19 protein-coding genes are annotated in these 24,238 nt (G+C 70.2%); 14 read left to right on the forward strand and 5 right to left on the reverse strand.

The window, feature by feature from the left end:
* Positions 1 to 31: 31 nt before the first annotated feature.
* From AB0I81_RS12435 to AB0I81_RS12490, 12 genes are all read left to right on the forward strand, one after another.
* On the forward strand, positions 32 to 1,105 hold the full coding sequence (locus AB0I81_RS12435) for a sugar ABC transporter substrate-binding protein (RefSeq protein WP_360654420.1): 1,074 nt from the start codon (positions 32 to 34) through the stop codon (positions 1,103 to 1,105).
* A gap of 21 nt (positions 1,106 to 1,126) precedes the next feature.
* Positions 1,127 to 2,677 carry a sugar ABC transporter ATP-binding protein gene (locus AB0I81_RS12440; RefSeq protein ID WP_360654423.1) on the forward strand — a complete coding sequence of 517 codons (1,551 nt, stop codon included), beginning with the start codon at positions 1,127 to 1,129 and terminating at the stop codon, positions 2,675 to 2,677.
* Between the two features lie 124 nt (positions 2,678 to 2,801).
* Complete coding sequence (locus AB0I81_RS12445) at positions 2,802 to 3,293, forward strand: hypothetical protein (RefSeq protein ID WP_360654426.1); 492 nt, start codon at positions 2,802 to 2,804, stop codon at positions 3,291 to 3,293.
* Positions 3,294 to 3,408: 115 nt separating this feature from the next.
* Entirely contained in the window at positions 3,409 to 4,791 is a 1,383-nt protein-coding gene (locus AB0I81_RS12450; protein ID WP_360654429.1) for a hypothetical protein, read from the forward strand.
* On the forward strand, positions 4,788 to 6,155 hold the full coding sequence (locus tag AB0I81_RS12455) for a VWA domain-containing protein (protein ID WP_360654432.1): 1,368 nt from the start codon (positions 4,788 to 4,790) through the stop codon (positions 6,153 to 6,155). Before AB0I81_RS12450 ends, AB0I81_RS12455 begins: the two co-directional genes overlap by 4 nt.
* Positions 6,156 to 6,167: 12 nt before the next feature.
* The gene (locus AB0I81_RS12460) at positions 6,168 to 7,283 is read left to right on the forward strand and encodes an AAA family ATPase (protein ID WP_360654435.1); all 1,116 of its coding nucleotides are present in this window, start codon (positions 6,168 to 6,170) and stop codon (positions 7,281 to 7,283) included.
* Positions 7,280 to 10,120 (forward strand): DUF5682 family protein, encoded by a 2,841-nt coding sequence (locus AB0I81_RS12465; protein WP_360654438.1) that lies wholly within the window; start codon positions 7,280 to 7,282, stop codon positions 10,118 to 10,120. Before AB0I81_RS12460 ends, AB0I81_RS12465 begins: the two co-directional genes overlap by 4 nt.
* 284 nt (positions 10,121 to 10,404) lie before the next feature.
* The gene (locus AB0I81_RS12470) at positions 10,405 to 11,658 is read left to right on the forward strand and encodes a class I SAM-dependent methyltransferase (RefSeq protein ID WP_360654440.1); all 1,254 of its coding nucleotides are present in this window, start codon (positions 10,405 to 10,407) and stop codon (positions 11,656 to 11,658) included.
* A gap of 27 nt (positions 11,659 to 11,685) precedes the next feature.
* Positions 11,686 to 12,243, forward strand: coding sequence for a class IV adenylate cyclase (gene cyaB, locus AB0I81_RS12475; RefSeq protein ID WP_360654443.1), 558 nt, complete (start codon positions 11,686 to 11,688; stop codon positions 12,241 to 12,243).
* Between the two features lie 100 nt (positions 12,244 to 12,343).
* A complete protein-coding gene (locus AB0I81_RS12480) occupies positions 12,344 to 12,874 on the forward strand; it encodes a hypothetical protein (protein ID WP_360654446.1) in 531 nt (176 codons plus the stop codon).
* A gap of 6 nt (positions 12,875 to 12,880) precedes the next feature.
* The gene (locus AB0I81_RS12485) at positions 12,881 to 14,209 is read left to right on the forward strand and encodes a hypothetical protein (protein WP_360654449.1); all 1,329 of its coding nucleotides are present in this window, start codon (positions 12,881 to 12,883) and stop codon (positions 14,207 to 14,209) included.
* Between the two features lie 286 nt (positions 14,210 to 14,495).
* A complete protein-coding gene (locus AB0I81_RS12490; RefSeq protein WP_360654452.1) occupies positions 14,496 to 16,763 on the forward strand; it encodes a protein kinase in 2,268 nt (755 codons plus the stop codon).
* A gap of 19 nt (positions 16,764 to 16,782) precedes the next feature.
* On the opposite strand, the gene AB0I81_RS12495 is transcribed toward AB0I81_RS12490, so the two are convergent.
* The 5 genes from AB0I81_RS12495 to AB0I81_RS12515 form a co-directional block, all read right to left on the reverse strand.
* Positions 16,783 to 18,252 (reverse strand): PepSY domain-containing protein, encoded by a 1,470-nt coding sequence (locus AB0I81_RS12495; protein ID WP_360654455.1) that lies wholly within the window; start codon positions 18,250 to 18,252, stop codon positions 16,783 to 16,785.
* Positions 18,253 to 18,438: 186 nt separating this feature from the next.
* Entirely contained in the window at positions 18,439 to 19,185 is a 747-nt protein-coding gene (locus AB0I81_RS12500) for a hypothetical protein (RefSeq protein ID WP_360654458.1), read from the reverse strand.
* Between the two features lie 92 nt (positions 19,186 to 19,277).
* Entirely contained in the window at positions 19,278 to 20,063 is a 786-nt protein-coding gene (locus AB0I81_RS12505) for a polysaccharide deacetylase family protein (RefSeq protein WP_360654461.1), read from the reverse strand.
* Between the two features lie 147 nt (positions 20,064 to 20,210).
* Positions 20,211 to 20,924 (reverse strand): polysaccharide deacetylase family protein, encoded by a 714-nt coding sequence (locus tag AB0I81_RS12510; RefSeq protein ID WP_360654464.1) that lies wholly within the window; start codon positions 20,922 to 20,924, stop codon positions 20,211 to 20,213.
* A 23-nt stretch (positions 20,925 to 20,947) separates the two neighbouring features.
* The gene (locus AB0I81_RS12515) at positions 20,948 to 21,841 is read right to left on the reverse strand and encodes a LysR substrate-binding domain-containing protein (RefSeq protein WP_360654467.1); all 894 of its coding nucleotides are present in this window, start codon (positions 21,839 to 21,841) and stop codon (positions 20,948 to 20,950) included.
* A gap of 112 nt (positions 21,842 to 21,953) precedes the next feature.
* On the opposite strand from AB0I81_RS12515, the gene AB0I81_RS12520 reads away from it, so the two are divergent.
* Positions 21,954 to 22,715, forward strand: coding sequence for an enoyl-CoA hydratase/isomerase family protein (locus AB0I81_RS12520; protein WP_360654470.1), 762 nt, complete (start codon positions 21,954 to 21,956; stop codon positions 22,713 to 22,715).
* Entirely contained in the window at positions 22,712 to 24,229 is a 1,518-nt protein-coding gene (locus AB0I81_RS12525; protein ID WP_360654473.1) for an AMP-binding protein, read from the forward strand. The genes AB0I81_RS12520 and AB0I81_RS12525 overlap by 4 nt, the downstream gene beginning before the upstream one ends.
* Positions 24,230 to 24,238: the final 9 nt, after the last annotated feature.

Genomic DNA, 24,238 nt, shown 5'->3' on the forward strand with positions numbered 1-24,238 from the left:
CGAACCCTCTCCAACACCGATCGGAGCCGTCATGACCAGTCGTTCCCGGCGCATGGCCGCCGCCGCGCTCGCCCTCCTCACCCTCGCCACCGCCTGCAGCACCGGGGAGAACGCCCCCGCCGCCGGGCCCGCCCCCAGCGGGCGCGCGGCCAAGGACATCCACGTGGCCTTCGTCGGCGCGGCGGCCAACCTCAACTTCTCCCAGGAAATGATGGCCGGCGCCAAGTACGCGGGCCAGGAGCTGGGCGCCGACGTCCAGGTCATCGCCCCGCCGGGGCCCGACGGGCAGGCCGAGGTGGGACTGTTCCAGCAGGTGATCGCCACCGCCAAGGACGGCGTCGGCGTCATGACGCTCAACCCGGAACTGTTCACCCGCCCGGCCGCCGACGCGATCGCCAAGGGCGTGCCCGTGGTCGCGGCCGACGTGCCGCTCGCCGCGGAGTCCGGCGTCACCACCCTGGTCAGCAACGACAACCCGGCCACCGGCGCCATGCTCGCGGACGCCGTGCTGGCGAAGCTGCCCTCGGGCGAGAAGGGCACGGTCGTGCTCGGCGTGCCCACCCCCGGCCTGCCGGTGCTCGAAGCGCGGGCCAAGGGCATGAAGGAGCGGCTGCTGGCCCAGAACCCCGGCCTGGAGGTGCTGGGGCCGTTCGACTCCAAGCAGTCGCCGGACGACAACTACAAGGCGTGGAGCGGCCTCGTACGCGCGCACTCGGGCGCCCTGGCCTTCCTGGACACCGGGGACCCGGCGGCGTTCAACCTGCCCAAGATCAAGCAGGAGACGGGCGCCGGCTGGCTCTGCGCCGCCTTCGACCTCAACGACGCCGGCCTGGCCGCCATCCAGGGCGGCCAGTCGGTCGGAGTCGCCGACCCGCAGCACTGGCTCAAGGGGTACGTCACCACCCGCCTGCTCATCGAGCGCGCGCTCGGCAAGCGGGAGATCCCCAAGGGCTTCTGGGACAGCGGGGCCGCCATGGTCACCAAGGACAACGTGGCCGAGATCATCGCCCGCCAGAAGAGTCCCGAGGCCAAGGCGGCCTGGTACCGGAAGCTGATCGACGAGCAGTTCGCCGACGTGGCCGGCCGCATGAAGCCCCTGTCCTGACCGGTGAAGGAGTGTGCGGCGGTGACGGAGGTGCTGGCCGGGCGGGGCCTGGCGAAGTCGTACGGCGGCGTGCGGGCGCTGGCCGGGGTGGACGTCGCCTTCCGCGAGGGCGCGGTGCACGCCGTGCTCGGCGAGAACGGCGCGGGCAAGTCCACGCTGGTCAGGATCCTCGCCGGCGCGGTCCCGCCGGACAGCGGCGACCTGCTGCTCGGCGGGCGTCCCGTACGCTTCGGCAGCACGGCGGAGGCGGCCCTGCACCGGGTCGCCATCGTCTCCCAGGAGCTGAACCTGTTCCCCGACCTGGACGTGCTGGCCAACCTCTTCGCGCACCGGCTGCCGCGCCGCGGGCCGGTGGTCGACCGGGCGGCGATGCGCGAGCTGGCCGCCCCGGTGCTGGACGAGCTGGGGCTGCGGGTGCCGCCCGAGACCCTCGTGGGCTGCCTGCCGCTGTGGGACCGGCAACTCGTGGAGATCGCGCGGGCGCTGGTGCAGCGGCCCCGGGTGCTCATCCTGGACGAGCCCACCTCGGCGCTGCAGCCGGGGGAGGCGGCGCGGCTGCACGAGATCATCGGGCGGCTGCGGGAGCGGGGAACCGCTGTCGTGTACGTGTCGCACGTGCTGGAGGACGTGCTGGCCATCTGCGACGAGGTGACCGTGCTCCGGGACGGCGCCGTGGTGCTCGGCGGCGCGCCCGCCGCAGGACTCGACCTGTCCACCCTGGTCTCCACGATGCTCGGCACCCGCGCTCCGGCCCGCACGCGAACCGCCGGCTTCACGCCCTCCGCCGAACCCGCCGCCACCTCCGTATCGTCGTTCCCGGCCGCATTGGGCGGATTGCGGCTGGTCGGGGTTCGGGTGCCGGGGCGGCTGGCGGAGGTGAGCCTGGAGGCGGGCCACGGTGAGATCCTGGGCGTCGCGGGGCTCGTCGGGTCGGGGCACACGGACGTCCTGCACGTCGTGGCGGGCGCCCTGACCCCCGCGTCCGGCCGCGTCGAGCTCCCGGACGGCACCGGCCCGGCCCCCGGGATCAGGGCCGCCGTGAGAGCGGGCGTCGGGCTCATCTCCGGGGACCGCCGCGCCGTCGGCATCACCGCCGACAAGCCCGTCTGGGAGAACATCGTGCAGGTGGACGCGGTCAGCCTCACCAGGCACGGCGGCTGGCTGACGGCCGGGGCGATGCGGGCGGCGGCGCGGCTGTTCGCCGAGCGCGTAGGCGTACGGACGCACTCCCTTGACCAGGCGGTGGACCAGCTCTCCGGCGGCAACCAGCAGAAGGTGGTGTTCGCCAAGTGGCTGGCCGCGCGACCGTCCGTGCTGCTGATGGACGACCCCACCAGAGGCATCGACGTCGGCGCCAAGGCCGAGATCTACGCGATCATGCGGGAGCTGGCGCAGGCCGGCGTCGTACAGCTGCTGGCCTCCAGCGACCCCAAGGAGCTGGCCGCGATCTGCGACCGCGTGGTGGTGATCAGGAAGGGCCGGGTCGCCGCCGTTCTGGGCGGAACGGACCTCACCGCGCACGCCGTCCTCGAGGCCGTCAACGGCGATAGGCGCCCCGGCCTGGCGCTTTGATCATTTGCCCGAGAACTGTCGGTCGGCTCCGGTAAGTTCCCTGATCAATTGATCTAGCCGACCGCGTGGGCGCGGGCACTTCCGCCTGCGCCCGCGAGCCGGCGGGGCAGGAGGTTCTGAGGTCGTGGACGCGGACAAAACCGCGTGGGAGCGGCGCAGCGTGGTACGGGTGGTGCCACCCGTCGAGCCACGCAAGCTGGCGAAGGTGCCCTTCGTGGAGCTGGCCGACGGCCGGCTGCAGGGGGTCGTGTCGAGCGGATCCGACATCGAGCGGGTCTACGTCTCCTCGATCACCGCGGGCACCCACACGCTGAGCTGCAGCACCAACAACAACCGGCCGTGCGGCGCGCTGCACGGCTACGCGTGCAAACACATCCGCTCGCTCGCCGACGAGGCCGTCGTGCAGTACGGGCTGGACCGGGTGGCCCGCTACCTGCGGGTCGAGGTGCCCGAGGGCGGCTCGCTGATGTCCGAGATCAACGGCGGGGTCGAGCGCACCCCGGCGGCCGTCGTGTTCAGCCGCTTCCTGCGCCACCTGGCCTACCTGGAGGTGCCCGACAGCACCGAGCCGCTGGCCGAGCTGCACTGGTTCCCGGCGACGGGGGCGGTGCGCTGATGCCGGCCACGACAGGCAGGGCCGGTGAGAGAGGCGCGGCGAGCGCGCCGGTGCCGGCCACGAGAGGTGCGGCGAATTCGCCGATGCCGGTCACGACAGGGAAGGCGGTGCGCTGATGCTCGACGTACAGCTCAGTGAGCTGCTCGGTGACGCCCCCGAGGGGGTCGGGGAGGCGCTCGACCTGGTGGCGGGGTTCGACGACGCGCTCACCCACGGGTTCGCCAGGATCGGCGAGGCGCCGGGCGCCGCGCTGGCCGCCATGGCGGGCGCGCTGGCGGGCAGCCCCATCGGGGAGCGGGTCGGCGAGGCCGTGGAGAAGGTGAGCGCGGGCTCGGTGAGCGACGAGCACCTGGCGGCACTGGCCGGCGGCAGGGCCGCGCTGTTCGGCGCGGTGCACGACGCCCTGCTCGGCAGCCTCGACGCGGCCATGGGCCGCACGCGCGACGAGTGGGAGCCCGCCGGGGACAAGACCGAGGTGGCCGCCAACCTGCTGGCCGGATGCCGGGTCTGGCTGCGCGAGCTGGCCATCGTGGGCTGGCGCGGGGTTGACCACGACCTGGTCACCTCGGCCGACCAGACGATCGAGGCGCTGCTGGCCGTGCCCGAGCTGCGCGGGCTGGCGGTGCTGCTCGACGGGCTGGCGACGGAGCTGCGCGCCTCGTCCCCGGTGGGCACGATGGAACGGCTGCCCGCCCGCCGGTGGGCCGACCTGTGGACGCGCGCCATGTTGCTGTCGCAGCACGGCCCGTGGCACGGCGGCGCCGCGCAGGTGTCCGGCCGGCTGCTGATCCTGGGCGCCGACGTGCACGAGCATGCGACGGTCGTACGCGTCCAGGTGCACGCGCTCCTGGAGCAGGACGGCGCGCCCGCCAGGCTCGTACGCACGAGCGTGGCCGCCGCCAAGGTGGACACCATCGTCGGCCCGACCGTGTGGCGGCTGCTCGGCGGCCACCCCGTGCTGCTGGCCGCGCTGGCCGAGCACCGCGCCGTGGAGATCACCGGCATGCCGCTATTGCCCGGCGGCGACCTGGTGTGGCACGACGACCGGGCCCGCGCGGGGGCGGAGGCCGACCCGTTCGCCATCGCCAGGGTCCAGCTCACCGGCGTGACGGCGCCGGCCGTGACACCGCTCGACCGCCATCCCGTACGCATCGCCGAGCCCGTCTTCGTCGAGGGCTACAAGAGCGACGGCCAGTCGTTCACCTTGGGCGGCAACAAGATCGCGCTCGACCTGGACCGGCTGCCCTCCTGCGGCCCGCTCACCCCGGCGCTCGTCAAGGCGTCCACGGCCTGCATCGGGCTGGCGCGCTGGGACGACGGGGAGTGGCGGCTGCAGCCGCTCGCCGTGCAGACGGCGGTCAAGAAGCAGCCGGTCGCCGTGCACACCGGAGACTGGGCGCTCGGCCCGACCGACCCCAAGGTGGCCAAGGCCGAGACCAAGCACGGTGACGTGGTCGCCGTGTTGCGCGAGCGAGCGGGACGGCTGCTGCGGAAATGACCAAAGCCAAGCAGGACGACATTCAGAGCGCGGACGGGGTTCAGAGCGCGGACGGGGTTCTGGGAGCGGACGGGGTTCAGAGCGCGGAGGAGTCCAAGCGCCAGGTCCTCTACTGGCGTCTGCTGTCCCGGCTGTTCAGCCCCGACGAGCAGCCCGCGCTGGAGAACGCCAGCGTCGGCATCGTCGGCGAGCTCGGCCTGCCGCCCGCGCTGCTCGACCCCGGGGTGTCGGTCGACAACCTGGTGCAGCGCTTCCCCGAGCTGGCCGCCGAGTTCGAGGGCCTGATGGCCGACAAGGAGCACGAGGCGGGCGACGAGGTACGCCGCGCGGCCCTGGTCTCCAAGCTGCTGCTCAACGTGTTCGCGACCGGCTCGGGCAACGTGACCGCCAGCCAGCTGGAGAGCTGGAAGTCCGACGCGGGCTGGTTCGAGCGCGGCATGGGCTGCGAACCGGGCGGCCTGCGCCACCGCGTGGGCGACGAGGAGCTGGCCAAGGTTCTGGCGAACCTGGAGGGCGACCTGATCAAGCGCATGCGCCTGCGCGAGGTGCTCAACGACCCGGCGCTGGCCAGGCAGCTCACGCCCAGCATGTCGCTCATCGAGCAGCTCCTGCACGACAAGTCCAACCTGTCGGGTGTCGCGCTGGCCAACGCCAAGGCGCTGATCCGCAAGTTCGTGGACGAGGTCGCCGAGGTGCTGCGTACGCAGGTGGAGAAGACCAGCGTGGGCGTCATCGACCGGTCGGTGCCGCCGAAGCGGGTCTTCCGCAACCTCGACATCGAGCGGACGATCTGGAAGAACCTCACCAACTGGAGCCCCGAGGACCAGCGGCTCTACGTGGACCGGCTCTTCTACAAGCAGACGGCCCGCCGCACCACCCCCGCGCGCCTGATCGTGGTGGTGGACCAGTCGGGCTCGATGGTGGACGCCATGGTCAACTGCACGATCCTGGCCTCGATCTTCGCGGGGCTGCCGAAGGTGGACGTGCACCTGATCGCGTACGACACCAGGGCCCTCGACCTGACCCCGTGGGTGAGCGACCCGTTCGAGGTGCTGCTGCGCACCACGCTCGGCGGCGGCACCAACGGCACCGTCGCGATGGCGCTGGCCAGGCCGAAGATCTCCGATCCGCGCAACACCGTGATGGTGTGGATCTCCGACTTCTACGACAACCGCTCACTGATCACCGACTTCGAGGCGATCCACCGATCGGGGGTCAAGTTCATCCCCGTCGGCTCGGTCAACAGCTCCGGGAACGCGAGCGTCGACCCGTGGTACCGCCAGAAGCTCAAGGACCTGGGCACGCCCGTGATCTCAGGCCATATCCGCAAGCTCGTCTTCGAGCTCAAGAACTTCCTCACCTAGGAGAACCCGAGAATGAGTGACGATATGCTGCGCGCCCCCGCAGAGGTCAAGTACGCCGAGGAGCTCGACTACCTGGAGTCCATCGACAAGGGCCCCAAGCCCTTCTCGTGGCGCCTCAGCCCCCGCATGATCCGGCTGTTCATCCTGGGCTCCGAGCGTTCCGACGGCATCGACCGCGAGATCGCGCAGAAGTGGTTCGGCGACCGCAGCTTCGTCGAGCGCAGCATCGTGACGCTGGCCTCCGACCGGGGCCTGCTGCTGCTCGGCGACCCGGGCACCGGCAAGAGCTGGCTGGCCGAGCTGCTGGCCGCCGCGATCTGCCGCAACTCGACCCTCGTGGTCCAGGGCACGGCGGGCACCACCGAGGACCACATCAAGTACTCGTGGAACGTCTCCATGGTCATCGCCAAGGGCCAGTCCCGCGAGTCGATGATCCCCTCGCCGATCATGACGGCGATGGAGGGCGGCGTGATCGGCCGCTTCGAGGAGCTGACCCGCTCGACCAGCGACGTGCAGGACGCGCTGATCTCGATCCTGTCGGAGAAGTACGTCTCCATCCCCGAACTCGACGACGACAACATCGTCTTCGCCCAGCCCGGCTTCTCCATCATCGCCACCGCCAACAGCCGTGACCGGGGCGTCAACGACCTGTCGTCCGCGCTCAAGCGCCGCTTCAACTTCGTGCGCATCCCGGTCGTGACGAACAAGAAGAGCGAGGCGGAGATTGTCCGCTTCCGTACCGAGGAGCTGCTGCGCAGGCACCAGATCGAGCTGGACCTGCCGCCCACACTGCTGGACATCCTGCTGCAGAGCTTCGCCGACCTGCGCTCGGCGGCGGCCTCGGCCACCAGCGACGACGAGAAGCTGGAGTCGGCGTTGTCCACGGCCGAGCAGATCGGCGTACTGGAGGACGCCATCCTGCACAGCAACTTCTTCGGCGACCGCGTGTTGCGGGCGCAGACGCTGGCCGGGTCGCTGGTCGGCTCGCTGGCCCGGCGCAGCCCCGAGGACCTGGCCATCCTCAACAAGTACTGGCACGGGGTCGTCGAACCGCGCAGCAAGAAGGCCGGCGGGGAGTGGCCGGAGTTCCTCGAGGGCGGCCGCGAGGCCATCTCGACCCTGTCATGAGCGCCCAGCCGAGCATGACCGGCCAGGCGGGCAAGCAGGTCGGCGTTCGGGACGGCTCTGGCAATGGCGTTGCGGCGGGTCCCTTCGGTTCGTTGCGGGATCAGCTCCTCGGCGCCGCCGAGACGTTCGCCGACAGTCCCGTCGCCGTGTCCGGCATCCTGTCGGGCCTGGTGGACGACGTGGACCGGGCGCTGCGCGAGGAGCTGGAGATCTTCCCGGTCTGCCACCACTCGCCGGCCTCCGCGCTGGCGATGGTGCGCAGGCTGCGCGAGAAGCAGCCGAAGGTCATCTACCTGGAGCTCTGCGAGGACCTGCGCCCGCTGCTGACCGAGCTGCGCAACTGCCGCCTGCCGGTGGCGGTGCAGGCGTTCGCCACCGACATCGACGGCTTCCCGCCGTCGTGGGCGCCGCTCAGCGTGGTGGCGCCCATCACGGAGGCGTCGGCCGAGTACCAGGCCATCTCCTACGCGCTCGACACCCCGGGCGTGGAGCTGGTGCTGGTGGACCGCTCGACCGACCACGTCTTCCAGTGGGCGCCCAAGGAGGAGCCGCACAACACGCCGAAGGAGGAGGAGGCGGGCCTGCACGGCGACGCGGTCGGCGTCGAGATCGGCGACCTGCGCCCCCGCTTCGCCGAGCTGGAGGAGCACCTGCTGCACCACGGCAAGGTGCGCCACTGGTCGGAGTGGTGGGACCAGTACGTCGAGCAGCCCCTGTCCGGCGCGGACTACGACACCTACCGCCAGGTCATGGTGCTGATCGGCAGCCTGTTCCGCCGTCTCGGCCCCGACGGCGAGCGGCTGAGGCTGGATGAGGACCGCGAGCGCTACATGTGGACCAGGATGCGCGAGCACCTGGCCGACTCCGGCGCCGACCCGGCCGACTGCCTGTACGTGTGCGGCGCCTTCCACGCCGCCAGCCACGTCGAGCAGTTCGGCCTGAAGTCCACGGCCCCCTTCGAGATCAGCCCGCGCACGAACACGAAGTGGCTGTACGGCCTTATCCCCTCCAGCCACTCGGCCATCGAGGCGCAGTTCGGGCTGGCCTCGGGCTCGGTGTCGATCGCGGCGGCGACCTGGGCCAAGGCGCTGACGCGCGGCAAGCTGACCCCGTTCCAGCTGGCCGGGCAGAAGGGCGCCCGCAAGCGCGCGGCCAAGCTGCCCGCGCCCGTGCCCCGGGGCGAGGTGGCCGACAAGCTGACCGGGTTCCTGTCCGCGCCGCCCGTGCTCGACCCGCTGGACGACGCGGAGCTGCTCGGCTGGTCGGTGGACATCGTCCGGCTGGCCCGCCGCAACGGCTACCTGTCCAGCACCGCCGACGCGATCGCGGTCTACGAGACCTCGATCCTGCTGGCGGGCATGCGCAACCGGGCCAGGCCCACGCCGTACGACTTCCAGGATGCCGCCGTCACCTGCATCGAGAAGGACGTCGTGCCGGGTAAGCGCGACGTGCGGCGGTTGTGCGAGATCCTGCTCGGCGGCGACCGCGTCGGCGAGGTCGGCTACGACGCGATGCCGCCGCTGGCCAGGAACGTCTATGACCGGCTGAAACCGCTCGGGCTGGACCTGGAGAAACGCACGATCCAGCGGGCGCTGCTCAACCTGCACGCCGAGCCCGAGCTGGTGCCCTGCTCCGACCTGCTGTGGATGTTGCGGTACCTGCTGCCGTCCGACGCGGTACGGCCCATCATGGGCGAGCGCAAGCTGGGTGAGCGCTCGCTCCAGGAGAGCTGGGACCTGTCGTTCGGCAAGCACCAGCGTTTGATCATCGAGCTCGGCTACGAGGGCGTCACCATCGAGCAGGTGCTGGAGCAGCGGCTGCGGCGCTCGGTGTGGGATGCCAAGGCGACGGCGGCCGTGGCGCTGGGGGCGGTCGAGGACTCGATCATGTTCCTCGGCAGCGGGCGCTTCACCGACGAGCTGGGGGCGCGGGCGGTGGAACTGCTCGCCGCCGAACGCACCGTGGACGACGCGCCCGACGTGCTGCGCAGGATCCGCCGGCTGCTCGCGTACTACCGGGCCAACGAGCCGGAGCTGCCCGCCTGGTGCGAGTCGTTCGTGAAGACCGGCTACGCGCACTACTGCACGCTGCTGCCGACGGCCTTCGTGGCCGACGACACCGGCGTGCGGCAGGTGGCGGCCATGCTGGGCTTCCTGTTCTCGATGGAGAGCCTGGCGCTGGCGCTCGGCTGCGACCGGGCGCAGCTCGAACTGTCGGTGCAGCAGTCGCATCCGGAGTCACCCGACAAGGTGGCGCTGCTGTGGGCCGCCCGTCACCAGCTCGGGCTGCTGCCCCTGGCCGAGCTGCGTGCGCGGGTTGCCGAGCTGCTGGCCAACCCGCTGGTCATCCCGTCGTTCCCGCTCTATATCACCGGGTTCGTACAGGCCATGGAGCCGGCTCCCGGGCTGTCCGGGTTCGTGGTGGAGGTGATTTCGAAGGCTTTCGGACGGCTGCCGGACAACGTGCTGCTGCCCTGGCTGCCCAAGCTGATCACTACGCTGCGGGACGGGGCGGGGGAGCTGGTGCCGGTGCTCGTACGCGAGGCCGGGCGCACGTTCCCCGGCTCGCTGACGGCGGTGGACGCCTGGGTACCGCCGTGGACGGCCCACCCCAAGCCCGCCGCCGCCGCCGCTCTTGCTCCCGTGGCCTCCGGGCCTGTCGCGGAGCTGCTGCGCGGGCATCCGGCGGCGTGCGACGCGGTGGCCGGGGTGCTGGGGTGTGAGGGTGAGTGGCAGGCACCTGGGAGCAGCGGCGGCACCGGTGGGCATGAGGAGGTGAGCGCGCTGCTGAGCGAGCACCCGGAACCGGCCCTGGCGGTCGCGGGACTGCTGGCCTAACGTTACGGCGGCGTGCGCTCGGCGAGCTCACATCGTGTCCGCGGTGAACTCGCCGAGCGCAGAGGTCCGTAAAGAGGGTCTTTCAAATATGTGCTGCCGGAGCCCCCATTATCGGAAACGCGGCAAGACGTTTCAACGGCGGGATCGGCAGCCCTCCTCTTCCCGAGGCTATAAAGGCAGCGTAGCCTGACGGCGGGAGGGAAGACGGCCGGCACACCGGCGCCCGCCGGTCCGACCGGCAGCCGGCGTATTGCTCGCGACGGGCGAGAAGACGGGAGCCGGACGTGTCGGTGCTGAACGACCAATATGCGGCGCTCCGAATGATGTATGGGAAGCTGCCCGTATTCAAGAGCCGCAGGTCCTCTTTGCGTCAATGCAACTCCGCGTCCTCTCTCGTCGAGGACCATTTCGCGCTCCTCCTGCCGTACACCCTTTCAGGAACTGTTTATCTAGCTTCGTCGCGGCGAGATGACCAGACCTGCTGGAGGCTTGTCACCGAATCGATCGGCACGGGAACGAGGGGCGGCTTCCTGGTCACCGCCATGAGCCTCGCACGGAGGCATGTGGATCCGGTGGACCATCCGCGAGATGTCGAACCGTTCGCGTTCGTCGAGGAGATCGTCGAATTCGCCGACCTGATGTTGCGGCGGCTGGGCGTGGCGTTCCTCACACGAATCCGTCCTGGACCGGGGACGCTGAACGGGGTTTCGGGTTCTACGTTGAACGGTTTTCCCCTGGCTGAATTGAAGGGAATCACGGCGCCTGATCTCGACACCGAGATCCTGCGTGCGGCGGGCGTCCGGCTGGCTGTCAACTCGAGTCGTCCAGCGCCGTCCTATGACCGTGAGTTGGACATCGCGGTGCGATACCGCCGGCGCTTTGTCCTGCATCACCGCCTCCTCAAACCGATGTTACGAATCGCATCCAGGTTCTTCGGAGAGACGCCCGTTTCGGAGGTACGGGACGAGATAGTCGCGCACGCGTCCAGGAAAGGGGCCAGGACCTTTCTCGACGTCGCATGCGGCGAGAACGACCTGTGCCTCGAACTCGCCATAGAAGGGAGTCTCGCGCTGGTCGTCGGCAACGACGTCGCCTGGCCCCAGGTCGAACTCCTGCAAACACGGTGCACGGACCTCCCGGCACGCTGCGTGGTGATGTTCACCAATCACGACGCGACGGCGTTGCCGTTCGAGGACGCGATCTTCGATGTCTCTCTGTGCAAGAACGCGCTGCACCACGTCGAGCCGTCGGAGGCGGGCAGGCTGATTCGTGAGACGGTTCGAGTCGCGCGCCGTGCGATGGTGGTAGAGGTGATGAACCCCCAATATGAGAGCAAGTGGGGCAGACTCCGACACCAGTATTATTTGCGGTTCCTGAAGGACGCGGGGGTCAAATTCTACTCGCGGAGCGAGTTCTTCGATCTCACGGATCTGCCGAGTAGGAGATCATTTTATGAGCGTCGTACAGTTAAAGGGGTGTACATGTTCGCCTTGTTCGAAGGTGCGGGGCTCGTGCCATCTCGCCTTCGGTACGGATGATGGAGTGCCGATGCTACGATTCGAAACATGACCATGTCGGCGCTAGAGGTGGAGGTCCGCTATCGACTCGCTTCCGAAGATGAGCGGGATATCACATCTCGTCTTGCTGGGATGGGGTTTCAGGAGCGCACGGCGACCCATCAAATCGACACATACTTCACGTCGCGTCACAAGGATTTCATCGAGACGGAAGAGTGTCTGAGGATTCGGCAAGAAGGCTCCCGGGAGATGATTACCTGGAAACCTCCGAGCACGGATGAGATGAAGATCGCAGACGAGTTCTGGAAGGAAGAAATCGACCTGGACGTCACCGGGAGTTCCGACATCGCCTTCCGCCTTCTGGATCGCCTGGACTTCGTCAAATACTGCGTCGTCGACAAGACACGTAAGGTCTTCGTGAACGACCAGGGTGTGGAAGCAGGGCTTGACCGGGTGGTCGGCGTGGGGGTTTTCCTGGAGCTCGAAGTCCGGATGCGTGAGGTTCAGGATGCGCGGAAGCTGTTGCGAAGCACGGCTGACTCACTTGGGCTGGATCCCGACAGGCTGGTTCGCGTGCCCTATCGAGACCTGGTGCGCCGGGAGTGATGCCTGCGGCCATAGGCGCCGGTGGGCGACTTGCGGGGGCCGTGTCCTTCGGCCTTCCGATCCGATTTCGCGTTCCGACTACAAGAGGCGGTCGACAGCGGTGGCAAGCGGACTCAGCGACGCCTGGTCATGGCCGTCGGAGATCATCAGCTCCGTCGAGGAGACGATATTCGCGGTCGGTCGCACAGGCAACTGCGTCAAGCGCAAGGTTGGTGCCGCCCTGGTCTCCCTGGACGGGGTGGTGCTGGCAACCGGCGCCAACGGCGCACCTGACGGAATGCGGCGTTGTGACGAGGGTGGCTGCGTGAGGTGCGCTGCCGCGGCCCACCGCTACGAGCACGGAATCGGATACGATCTCTGTCTCTGCCTGCATGCCGAGCAGTCGGTTCTGCTGGCCGCCCTGCACAACGGCACGGAAATGCTGAGCAGTGTTCTCGTGACCAGCTACCAGCCGTGCTTCATGTGTGCCAAGCTGATTGTGGCCGCCCGGGTGGAGGGCGTCCTGTACTCGGAGCCGTGGCGGGTCCCGGAGCGGGAAAGTCGTCTTAATGGTCTTGCCGCAAACTACGATGCGTTGTGGGCGCAACTGCCCATGGGCTGCGTGCGTTTCAACGAGTTGCTCTCCCCCTGAGGGGAGGTGAGTGGATTGCAGCTGGGGCAATTACAGCCGACCCTGCAGAGTGAATGGTCGCACAAGCAACTTCTGGGTCTGGTCAACTTCTCGTTGCTGTTCAGCGACACCATTCTGTTGCATGACACCCAACTCCTGGACAACCCGCATGTTCTCGACGGGTTCAGCGGGCGGGCGGGGAGGATCACCGGCCCGAATCTTTTCAACCAGCTTCGTGACGGTATCAGCGAGGGCTTGGTCCGGGTCGGCGTACGGGATGGCATGTTCGTCACCTCCGACGAGTTCAGGCCGTGCGCCGTCTTGGAAGACGTCGTCCGTACCTGGATAACGCAGCGGATACCGGGCGTGGGCTCGATCCGGGCGGACGTGGCCTTCCGGGCGGACGCGCTCGAACTGGCGAGGGACCTCGATTGGACGCTGGCCCGCGGAGACGCCCGTCCTGTGCGCTATGACTACGTCAGCGTGAAGTCCGATTTCCAGAACCGGATCCGCGAAGGGCTCGATTCGGCCGCGTCGCCTCTGGCGGCCGAACTCCATCGGCTGCCGGCGGAGTTCGTCAGAAGGTACAGAGAGATCGTCGACCGGCCCTGGTTCTCGCACAACGATGTGTTCCAACTCGCGAAGACGGAAGAGGCCGCCGCCAATCTGGTGATGATGCAGGGCTACCTGGACGAGGCGGCCTACTCCGCTCACTTCGGGGTCGACCTGTCGGGAAGCGATGGAAGGCACGGGGTTCCCGATCGGAGCGCTGAGTGGCTCTTCCGCTCCGCGCGTCGCCAGGAAAGGGTCATCACCGTTGACGATCTTCTTCTGGAGCACGCTTTCCAGTTGATCGACGGGCCTGGCCTTGATGCTTTCGCTCTTCTTCGCATGTCCGACATCCTGGAGCTGCGGGCCTTGGGGGCTGACGCAAGGACGCTGCGGGCCACTCTGGTCGACGGTGTCGTCACCGAGGCAAGTGAAGACCTGTTGCTGGAAGCGTTCAACGACTACTGGAAGACCATCTGTAGTTTCATTCGCAGGCGCTTTCCCATGTCGTCACGCCAGCCGACCAAACTGTTGATCCTCCTGCGGCACAGATTGCCCAGGGTGGCGGACTTCGCAGTCCGGGGTACCCGCCTGGCGCACCGTGTGGCTCCGAGCGTCGTGGGGTCGCTGCCCGTGGCCGCGGAACCCGTCACCAAGAGCATCTTCGAGGCGGTGAGCCGGTACGTGGGGATGGAGTTCCTGATCTTCTCGCCCAGCGACTCCTTGAAGTCATTGAAAACAGCGCTGCCGAGGAACACCTGGAGGGTCCTGGTCTCGGAACGACGGCAGATCGGCAGCGGTGGCTAGGGGGTTGACGCAAGCCGCAACTGTGACGACAGGCCCGCTCCGCCTCGGCGGCACAAGACCGCCCGCATGAGACGCCCGGCGCTCCGGTCTGGCCGACTGCGCACGGTGCGGCTACCGCGCCTGCCGACACGCGCTACTTCAATGAAGGGCCGGGAAATGGCAGGTGACTTTCTCATGACCATTTCCTGGGCTCGGACGTTATCGCCTTTCCGGTTAATCCGGCGGGAGCTTTTGGATCGTAGTATCCGTGCTGGGGCTGCTGTCCGAGGGTGGAGAGGTGGGCCATTTGTCAGGTCCGCGACTGGGTGGAGATCTTGGGCGGATCGCCGGATACCGGCTCACCGAATTTCTCGGGGAGGGCGGGCAGGGGGCGGTCTACCTGGGGCTGGGCTCGTCCGGTGACGAGGTCGCGATCAAGGTGCTGCACGGCCGGATGTCGGAGGACGAGAAGGACCGCCGCAGGTTCTTCCGGCAGGTGGAGCTGGCGCGCCGGGTCGCTCCCTTCTGTACGGCCCGGGTGCTCGACATGGGGATGTACGACGAGCGGCCGTACATCGTGAGCGAATACGTGCGCGGGGATTCGCTCGAACGCGTCGTGCGGCGGGACGGGCCCCGCACCGGCGGCGGGCTGGATCGGCTGGCCGTGGCCACCGCGACCGCGCTGGCCGCGATCCACCGGGCCGGGGTCGTGCACCGCGACTTCAAGCCGGGCAACGTCATCCTCGGGCCCGAGGGGCCGGTCGTGATCGACTTCGGCATCTCGCGCGCGCTCGATCACGCCGTCACCCAGACCGGGGCGATGGGCACGCCGGGGTACATGGCGCCCGAGCAGGTCAGCATGGATCCTGTCGGGCCGTCGGCGGACGTGTTCAGCTGGGCCGCCACCATGGTGTTCGCGGCTACGGGGCGGCGGGCGTTCGCGGGGGATTCGGTGGCCGCGGTCTTGCGGGCGTTGTTGTACGAAGAGCCGGATCTGTCGGGGGTGCCGGACTCGTTGCGGTCGCTGGTGGTGACCTGCCTGGACAAGGACCCGGCGCGTCGCTTCACGGCCGAACAACTCGTCAGCACGCTGACCGGCGGCGCCACCCCCGCAGCCACGATCCCGGCCGTCGCCGCCGGGCGGGCGCCCACCGAGCCCGTGGAGCCGGGCACGCCCGCCGGGGATGTGGCTGCCGGGCAGGCGCCCACCAAGCCGCTGGAGCCGACCGCGCCCGTCGAGCGCTTACCAGCCGGGCCGGTGCCCACCGAGCCCATGGATCCGGCCGGGCCGGTGCCCAGCGAACCTGTGGATCCGGCCGGGCGGGTGCCGGGCGAGCCTGTGGATCAGGCCGGGCGTGGGGCGACGGAGCCTGTGGATGCGGCCGGGCGTGGGTCGGCGGGGCCTGTGGATGCGGACTCGCGGCAAGGATACGGCGCAACGCCGAAGACGGACCCCTCGGACCCCTCGACCCCCTCTTCCCCGTCACCCGGGCGGCGGGTGCCGCGGCGGGCGCTGGTTGCCGGTGGGGTGGCCGTTTGTGTGGCGGCGGCCGTTCTGGCGGTGGCGATGTGGCCGCGTACCGGGCAGGTCGTACCCGCGACTTCGTTCGCCATCGCGACCGCCACGCCGCCGCAGCCGGGCGCCGAGCTGACCGGGCACACCAACGACGTGCGGGCGGCGGCCATCGGCACCCTGGACGGCGTGCCCGTCGCCCTGACCGGTTCCGACGACGAGACCGCCCGCGTGTGGGACCTGCGCACCTCGAACGAGACCCGCCGGCTCACCGGTCACACCGAATGGGTCAGGTCGGTGGCCCTCGACCAGCTCGACGGCACGCCCATCGCCATCACCGCGAGCGACGACGACACCGCCCGCGTCTGGGACCTGGGCACCGGGCGATCCGGCGAGCCCCGCACCCTGGCCGGTCACACCGGCGACGTCAAGGGCGTGGCCACCGTCAGGATGGGCGACCGGCACGTCGCGATCACCGCCTCCGCCGACGGCACCGTCCGGGTGTGGGACCTGCGTTCCGGCAAACAGGACGGCCGGCCTCTGACCGGCCACAAGGGTCCGGTGTGGGCGGTGGCGGCGGGGCAGGTCGGCGGCAGGGCCATCGCGGTCACCACCGGCGACGACAGGACCGTGCGAGTGTGGGACCTGGCCTCCCGCAAGCAACTCGGCGCGCCCATGACCGGGCACACCGGATGGGTGCGGTCGGTGGCGATGGGCAACCTGGACGGCGTGCCCGTGGCGATCACCGGCAGCGAGGACACGACCGTCCGCGTCTGGGATCTGACCACCAGGAAACCCCTCGGCGCGCCGCTCACGGGTCACACGAACTGGGTGTGGTCGGTGGCGTTCATCAGCCTGGGTGAGGTGCCGGTGGCGGTGACGGGGAGCGAGGACAAGACGGTTCGCGTGTGGGACCTGCGTACGAGGAAGCAGATCGGCACGCCGTTCACCGGGCACGACGACTCCGTGTGGTCGGTGGCGACCGGCCTGGTCGATGGCCGGCCGGTCGCCGTCAGCGCCAGCCGTGACCAGACGGCGCACGTCTGGTCACTCGTCCGCTGATCCCGTACGGGCCCGTGGTTCAGCCGAACACGCGGGCGAGGGCCGGGACACGGCGCAACACCAGCCAGTCGATCAGCAACACCACGGCCATCGTCACGCCGGCCAGCGGGAACAGCAGGCCGAGCACCGCCATGATCGCGATCACCCCGTACGACGTCCGCCTGTCCGTGGTGCGGGCGGGGGCGCCGGCGCGGCCTCGGGGGCGGCGCTTCCACCACATCCACGCTCCCGTGACGACCAGCGTGATCAGCGTCAGGCAGGCGCCCAGCATCACGATCAGGTTGGCGGTGCCGTAGCGGCGGCCCTCGTGCAGCGCGACGCCCTGCTCGACGGCCTTGGCCAGGACGCCATACTCGGCCCAGCCGTAGGAGACCAGCACCCGGCCGCTGTACTGATCGACGTGCAACGTCTGCGCGTCCGCCGGGTCACGGCGCGGCTCGGCCACCACCGTGTAAACGCCCTTGGCCCCGTCGGGCAGCAGCACCTTGAGGTCGCACTCGCCGGGCGGGCAGGACCGGATCGCGGGCCTGGCGGCGGCCAGCGCTTGCTCGATGGGCAGGGCGCCGGGCTGCAGCACCGCGTCACCACCGGTCGCACCGTGCCCGGCGTGCCCGTCCCCTCCAGGATCCTGGGTCGAGGCGGGTACGGGGAGTCGTTCCGCGGCCCAGGGCACCTTGGCGTCCGGGTTGGCGGACAGGTCGCCGGACAGGGGCGGGGTGGACAGGTGCGGGTAGTCGGAGGCGTTCGGGTACGTCGAGCCCGTACGGTCCTGGATCCGCTGCAGCCCGTCGCCCCACACCCCCGACCACGGCAGCCCGGACACGACGAGGAACACGACCACCGTGCCGCCGCCGACCCCCGACAGGATGTGCAGCCGCCGCAGCCGTCCACGACCCGGGCGGGTGGGCTTCCTGCGGGTACGCCGGCCGCTCCACCACAGGTACGTGCCGGTCGCCACGAGGATCAGCGCCCAGCAGGCCGCGATCTCCACGATCCGGTCGCCGACCGTGCCGGACATGAGCTCGCCGTGGATCGTCCGGATGACGCGCATGAACGTGGCCCCGTCGTCGATCTCGCCGACCACGGTCGCCGTGCCCGGATCGACGTACACGGAGATGCCCTGGGCGAAGGGGCCGGTGTCGGCGCCCTGCAGGATGACGCGGGTGGTTCGGTCGGCGGACATGGGCGGGATGACGGACATGACGGGCGTGCCCGGGTGGGTGAGCCGGGCCGCGGCGACCTGCTCGGACAGGGGGCGGGCGGTGGTGATGGGCTGGGCGAGCGTGCGTACGTCCTGGTAGCGCCACGCCTCGAAGGGCTCCTTGAACAGGTAGATGGAGCCGGTGACGGCCAGCACGAGCAGGACGGGGGCGACGAAGAGGCCGGCGTAGAAGTGCCAGCGCCAGACGGCCCGGTAGCGCTGTGAGGAGGAGGGGGATTTGACGGGGGCGGGCGCGGCGGTTTCCGGCCGCGTCTCGACAGAGGTCATGGGGGGCTCCGTTCCGGAGGCACGCGGGTAGAACGGGCGCGGCGGTACGCGGACGAGCGGGCGCCAGGGGCACCGGGGCGTGCGGTACGCGAACAGCCGTGCGCCAGGGAAGACTTTTCGGCATGCGGACCTGGACAAGTCGCACATCACGAAATGTCGGGAAAAATCAGCCTGAAGAGCTAACCCCTAGCGCGGTGGCCCCCTGCGGCACAGAGCCCAAGCCAGTACCTGGGAAGTGATCACGCCCGCGGGCCCCGTGGCCACCACCACAGGCAGGCGGCGCGCGGGCGGGGCGGGCGGCGGCGCGTCCCGGGCGGTCAGCAGCGCCCACAGATCGTGCAGCGAGCAGGCCAGCAGACGCAGCATCGTGGCCAGCGCCGTCTCGCCGCGATCCAGCCACCACGCCGAGGCGGCGGCCACCAGCACGTGCGCCAGCAACATCCCGGCCCACCCATGGATCCCGCCGCCGTGGTGGCCGGCCGCGTCGAGGAGCTGGTGGTGCTGGGCGGCAGCGGAGGAAGCCGTCCAGGAGAGGGTGCTGCCGTCGGCGGAGGAAGCCGTCCAGGAGAGGGTGCTGCCGTCGGCGGAGGAAGCGGCCCAGGAGAGGGTGCTGCCGTCGGCGGAGGAAGCCGTCCAAGGGCCGGAGGAGAAGAGCTGGTGCATGCCGTACTGAGCGGCGAATGAGACGGCGAGCAGCGTGCCCGGGGACCGGCGACGCCGGGCCAGCACATACGCCCCTGCCCCCGTCACCACGGTCGCGGCGACCACGGTCCCCAGCCCGGCGATCGGCCCGCCGGCCAGCACGTGCATGGCGAGCGCGGAGAGCACGCACACGACCGCGAACACCGAGGCCCGCAGCCCGCGCAGGCCGGGGAGCCCGGCCTGCGCGGCGTCCCTGCTGCCGGTGCCGCATCCTTTCTGGTCGAGGTTCATGCGCGATCACCGCTCACACCGACAGATACGGCGACCCCCCGACCGGGGTTCACCGAAGACGAGAAGAGTCCGGTACGAGCCCTCGACGCGCCTCAGTCGCGCCCGTAGACCAGCCTGGGCGGTTTGCCCCCGTAGAGCTGGCTGACGGTGACGAACCTGTAGCCGCGCTCGGACAGGGCCTTCAGCACGCGCGGCATGGCCGCCACCGTTGTGGGATGGGTGTCGTGGAACAGGATGACGCTCCCGGGACGTACCGACTTGAGCGTCTTGTCGGTCACCTTGGCGCTGTCACGCAAGCGCCAATCCAGGGTGTCCACGCTCCACATCACCAGCGGACGTTCTGTCTGCATGCGCACGGTCTCGTTGAAGGCCCCGTACGGCGGCCGGACCAGCTTCGGAGCGACCCCGATGGCCGCCTTGATCGCCTGATCGGCACGGTCGAACTGGGAGCGCACCTCGGCGGCCGACAACTTCGTCAGGTTCGGGTGCGACCAGGTGTGGCCGCCGATCTCGTGCCCCGCCTCGTACGCCCTGCGCACGATGTCCGGGTTCGCCGCGACGTTCTGCCCCACGACGAAGAACGTGGCCCGCGCCCGGTAGGCCGCCAGATGGCCCAGCAGCGCGTCGGTGTGCTTTCCCGGGCCGTCGTCGAAGGTGAGCGCCACGCACTTGACGCGGTCGCAGTCGACCGGCTTGTGGCTCCGCTCCTGGTACGCGGACAAGGCTCCCGCGGTGGCGGCCCGCGCGGTTGTCGTCGTCGCGACGAGCTGGCCGATGCCGCACGCCGCCGTCATCAGGACGGCCGTGACGATGGTCCTCGCCGTCCCCCGTCTCGCACCGGCCGTGGCGGGCCGGCGCGACAATGCGCCGATGTTCATAAGTCCCCCTGCGCACCGCCCCCGGTGCGTGTGTCACGAACGAATGCGGCCATGACCACCCCCGGCCAGGACCGTTCCAATGGGTTGGACTGCCGTCCATAGCCCCTGGTTCGCTGGAGACCGCCTTCCGGATGAGCGGGACCGAGATCAGCTCAGGGCGAGCAGCTCGGAGACGGTGACGAAACGGTAGCCCTGACCGTGCACGGCCTCGATCAGGCCCTTGAGCGCCGCGCGGGTGTTGGCGCCGCTGCCGTACCAGGGGTGCAGCAGGACGATGGAGCCCGGACGGACCTGCTCGCGCACCTCCGAGACGATCTGCGCGGGGCCGGGGGTGCGGCCGGAGTCGGGCTCCACGTCCCACATGACGGTGTGGCGGTCGTGCCCGGCCAGATAGAGGGGCAGGGTGAGCAGCTTCTTGCCGGTGGGCGGCCGGAAGGCGATGTCGCCGCGCTGCCCGGCCGCGCGGATGAGGGCGTCGGTGCGTTCCACCTCGTCGGCGACCGTGTCGGGGGTGACGAAGACCATGCGGCGGTGCGTGTAGGTGTGGTTGGCGAGCTGGTGCCCGGCCGCCACCAGCGCCCGGCCGTCCTGCGGCCGGTCACGCAGGCTGGAGCCGACGACGAAGAAGGTGGCGCGCACCCGTTCCGCCTCCAGGACGTCGAGGATCTCCCGGGTGTGCTCGTCGGGCCCGTCGTCGAAGGTGAGGGCCACGACCTTCTCCGCGATCTCCACCCGGGCCGTGAGCTGCCCGGCGATCTGAAACGTGCGCGCGTTCATGAGCCGGTACGCCCCCAGCCCCACGAGCAGCAGCAGGGCCGCCACCAGCGCCACCACTAAAACCCGCCGACCATGAGTGATCATGATCGTCTATGGAACCACACCCGTCAGGCGTGGCCGACCGACCGCAGCCCGGCCAGGGCGGCGTCGGCGAACGCCGTGATGACCTCCCCGCCCTGCACCGGCGGCCACACGGCGGAGGTGGACCAGGTCAGCCGGGGTTCGTCGATCGGCCGCCAGACCAGCCCGGCCGGCAACTCGTCGTAGGGCTCCTCGTTGAGGTGCGCCCCCAGCCCCGACATGACCAGGCCGTGCACGAAGTGCGGGTTGCGGGCGTGCCGGATCGCGCTGGGCAGGAAGCCGTTGTCGCGGCACGCCTCCAGCATGTGGTCGTAGAGGTGGGGCGCCATGTCGCGCGGGAAGATCACCAGTGGTGAGCCGTCGAGCGTGCGCAGGCGTACCTCCTCCTGCTCGGCGGCCCGGTGGCCGGCCGGCAGCACCACGCCCAGCCGGCGGTGCACGACCTGGCTGGACTCCAGCCCCACCGTGTCGCAGGGGTGCCTGACCAGGCCCGCGTCCAGCTCCTCCGCGCGCAGCTTGGCGACCTGGCTGGCCGTGGTCAGCTCGTGCAGTTCGAGCAGTACGTCGGGCACGCGCTCGGTGAAGCGGGACACCAGTGTGCGCAGCGCCATCGGCGTCGTGTCCGGCGGCACCCCCGCGCGCAGCACCCCCGTCGCTCCGGGACGGATGCGGCGCATGGCCTCGCGGGCGGCGTCGGCGCGGTCAAGCACCCCACGGGCGTGCTCCAGCAGCAGTGCCCCGGCCTCGGTCAGCGTGACGCGGTGCGGGTTGCGGTCGAACAGCCGCACGCCCAGCTCCCGCTCCAGATCGCGGATGCGCTGCGACAGCGGCGGCTGCGCCATGTGCAGCCGTTCCGCCGCCCGGCCGAAGTGCAACTCCTCGGCCACGGCGACGAAGTAGCGCAGGTGGCGTAGCTCCATCCGGCTCACCATACCGCTGTGATATCGCCAAGGGTCGTTATTGATGTTGGCCTCGGCGCGGTCGCACCTGGTTGTATCCCCGGAAAGCTCGTTGAGCTGCGAAGGGATGCTTATGACTGTGCTGCTGGACCGTGACGGACCCGTCGCGGTGATCACCTTGAACCGCCCCGAGAAGCTCAACGCCTGGACGGCCGTCATGCGCGAGCGGCTGATCGAGCTGCTGGGCGCGGCCGGGGCCGATCCCGAGGTGGGGGCGGTCGTGCTCACGGGGGCCGGGCGGGCCTTCTGCGCGGGTCAGGACCTCGGCGAGACGGCCACGATCGACCCCGACGACCACGCCGCCTCCGACGCGTGGATCGACGGGTTCGACCGGCTCTACCGGGCGGTGCTCGACCTGGACAAGCCGGTCGTGGCGGCGGTGAACGGGGTGGCGGCCGGGTCGGGCTTCCAGTACGCGCTGCTGGCCGACCTGCGCATCGGGCACGCCGGCGTACGGATGGGGCAGCCCGAGGTGCTGTCCGGCATCCCCAGCATCACCGGCATCTGGGCCATGTGGAACATCCTCGGCCGCGCCAGGACCACCGAGTTCACGCTGACCGGGCGGCTGGTGTACGGGGCGGAGGCGGAGCGGCTCGGCCTGCTGACCAGGCTCGTCGGTGAGCGCGAGGTGCTGGCGGCGGCGGTCGCGCAGGCCAAGGAGCTGTCCGCGCTGCCTCCCGGGGCCGTGGCGGCGACCAAGGGGCGGCTGCGGGAGCTGGAGAGCCAGGCCCTGGCCGACGCCGTGACGGCGGCCAAGCAGGTGCACGCCGCCGCGTACGCCTCGGGCGAGCCGCAGCGCGAGATGTCCCGTTTCCTCAAGGGACGCGCCAAATGACGTATTGGAGCGTTCCCGAGCGCTACAACATGGCCGTGGACGTGGCCGACCGCCACCCCCGCGAGAACCTCGCCCTGATCTTCGAGGACCACACGGGCGCCCACGAGAAGATCCACTGGGGCCAGGTGCAGGACCGCTCCCGCCAGATCGCCGCCTGCCTGCGCGGCCTGGGCGTACGTCCGGGCGACCGGGTGGCGGTGATGTTGCCGCAGCGCACCGACACCCCCGCGACCTACCTGGGCGTCCTGCGCACCGGAGCCGTCCTCGTCACCATGTCCCTGCTGTGGGCCGACGACCAGATCTCCTACCGCCTGGCCGACTCCGGCGCGAGCGTGCTGGTCACCGAGGCACACGCGGTGGGCAGGGCGGGCGGCTACGACGGGCCCGTGCTGGACGTGGACGATCCGATGATCGCGCGGCTGCCGGCCGAGTTCGAGGACGCCGACACCGCCCCCGACGACCCGGCGCTGATCTTCTACACCTCCGGCACGACCGGCCCGGCCAAGGGCATCGTGCACGCGCACCGCACACTGCTCGGCCACAACGAGTTCGAGGTCTGCCACGACCTGCGCCCCGGCGACGTCTTCTACGGCGCGGGGGAGTGGGCCTGGTCGATGGCCAAGCTCATGGGCCCGCTGCGGGCGGGCGCCGTGCACTACGTCTACCGCCCCGAGGCCGGCTTCGACCCGGCGGGGCTGCTGGCCGGCATGGCGCGCAACGGGGTGACGACCGCGCTGGTCAACCCCACGTTCCTGCGCAAGATGCGCGAGCTGGTGCCGGACGCGGGCACGAAGCATCCCCAGAAGCTGCGCACGGTCTGCTGCGCCAACGAGCCGCTCACCGCCGACCTGATCCGGTGGTTCCGCGAGCAGTTCGGCGTGACGCTGCTCGACTACTACGGCTCGACCGAGTCGTACCCGCTGATCGGGAACTTCCCTGACACGCCGGTCAAGGAGGGCTCCATGGGGCGCCCGCTGCCCGGCTGGGACGTCGCCCTCCTCGACGAGGAGGAGCGCCCGGTGCCGGCGGGCGAGGTCGGCGAGATCTGCCTGCGGGCGCGGAGCAATCCGCAGTTCCCGCTCGGCTACTGGAACCGCCCCGAGGCCACCGAGGAGGTGTTCGGCGGGGAGTGGTTCCACACCAAGGACCACGCGCGCGTGGACGAGGACGGCTACTACTGGTTCCTCGGCCGCGTCGATGACGTGATCAAGACCTCCGGCTACCGCGTCGGCCCCGACGAGATCGAGGGGGCGCTGCGTGCCCACCCGGCCGTCGCGGACGTGGGCGTGGCCGGGGTGCCGGACCCCGTACGCGGCCAGGCCGTCAAGGCGTGGGTCCTGCTCTCGCCCGGCCACCGGCCGAGCGAGGAGCTGGCACGGGAGATCCGCGAGTTCGCGAAGAGCACGCATTCGCGCTTCGCCTACCCGCGCGAGATCGAGTTCGTCGACGAACTGCCCCGCTCGGCGACCGGGAAGATCCAGCGCGCGCAGCTCCGCCTCCGTCACACCCCATAGGGAGCACAT

It is taken from the genome of Nonomuraea sp. NPDC050404, assembly GCF_040655495.1.
Lineage (GTDB): Bacteria > Actinomycetota > Actinomycetes > Streptosporangiales > Streptosporangiaceae > Nonomuraea.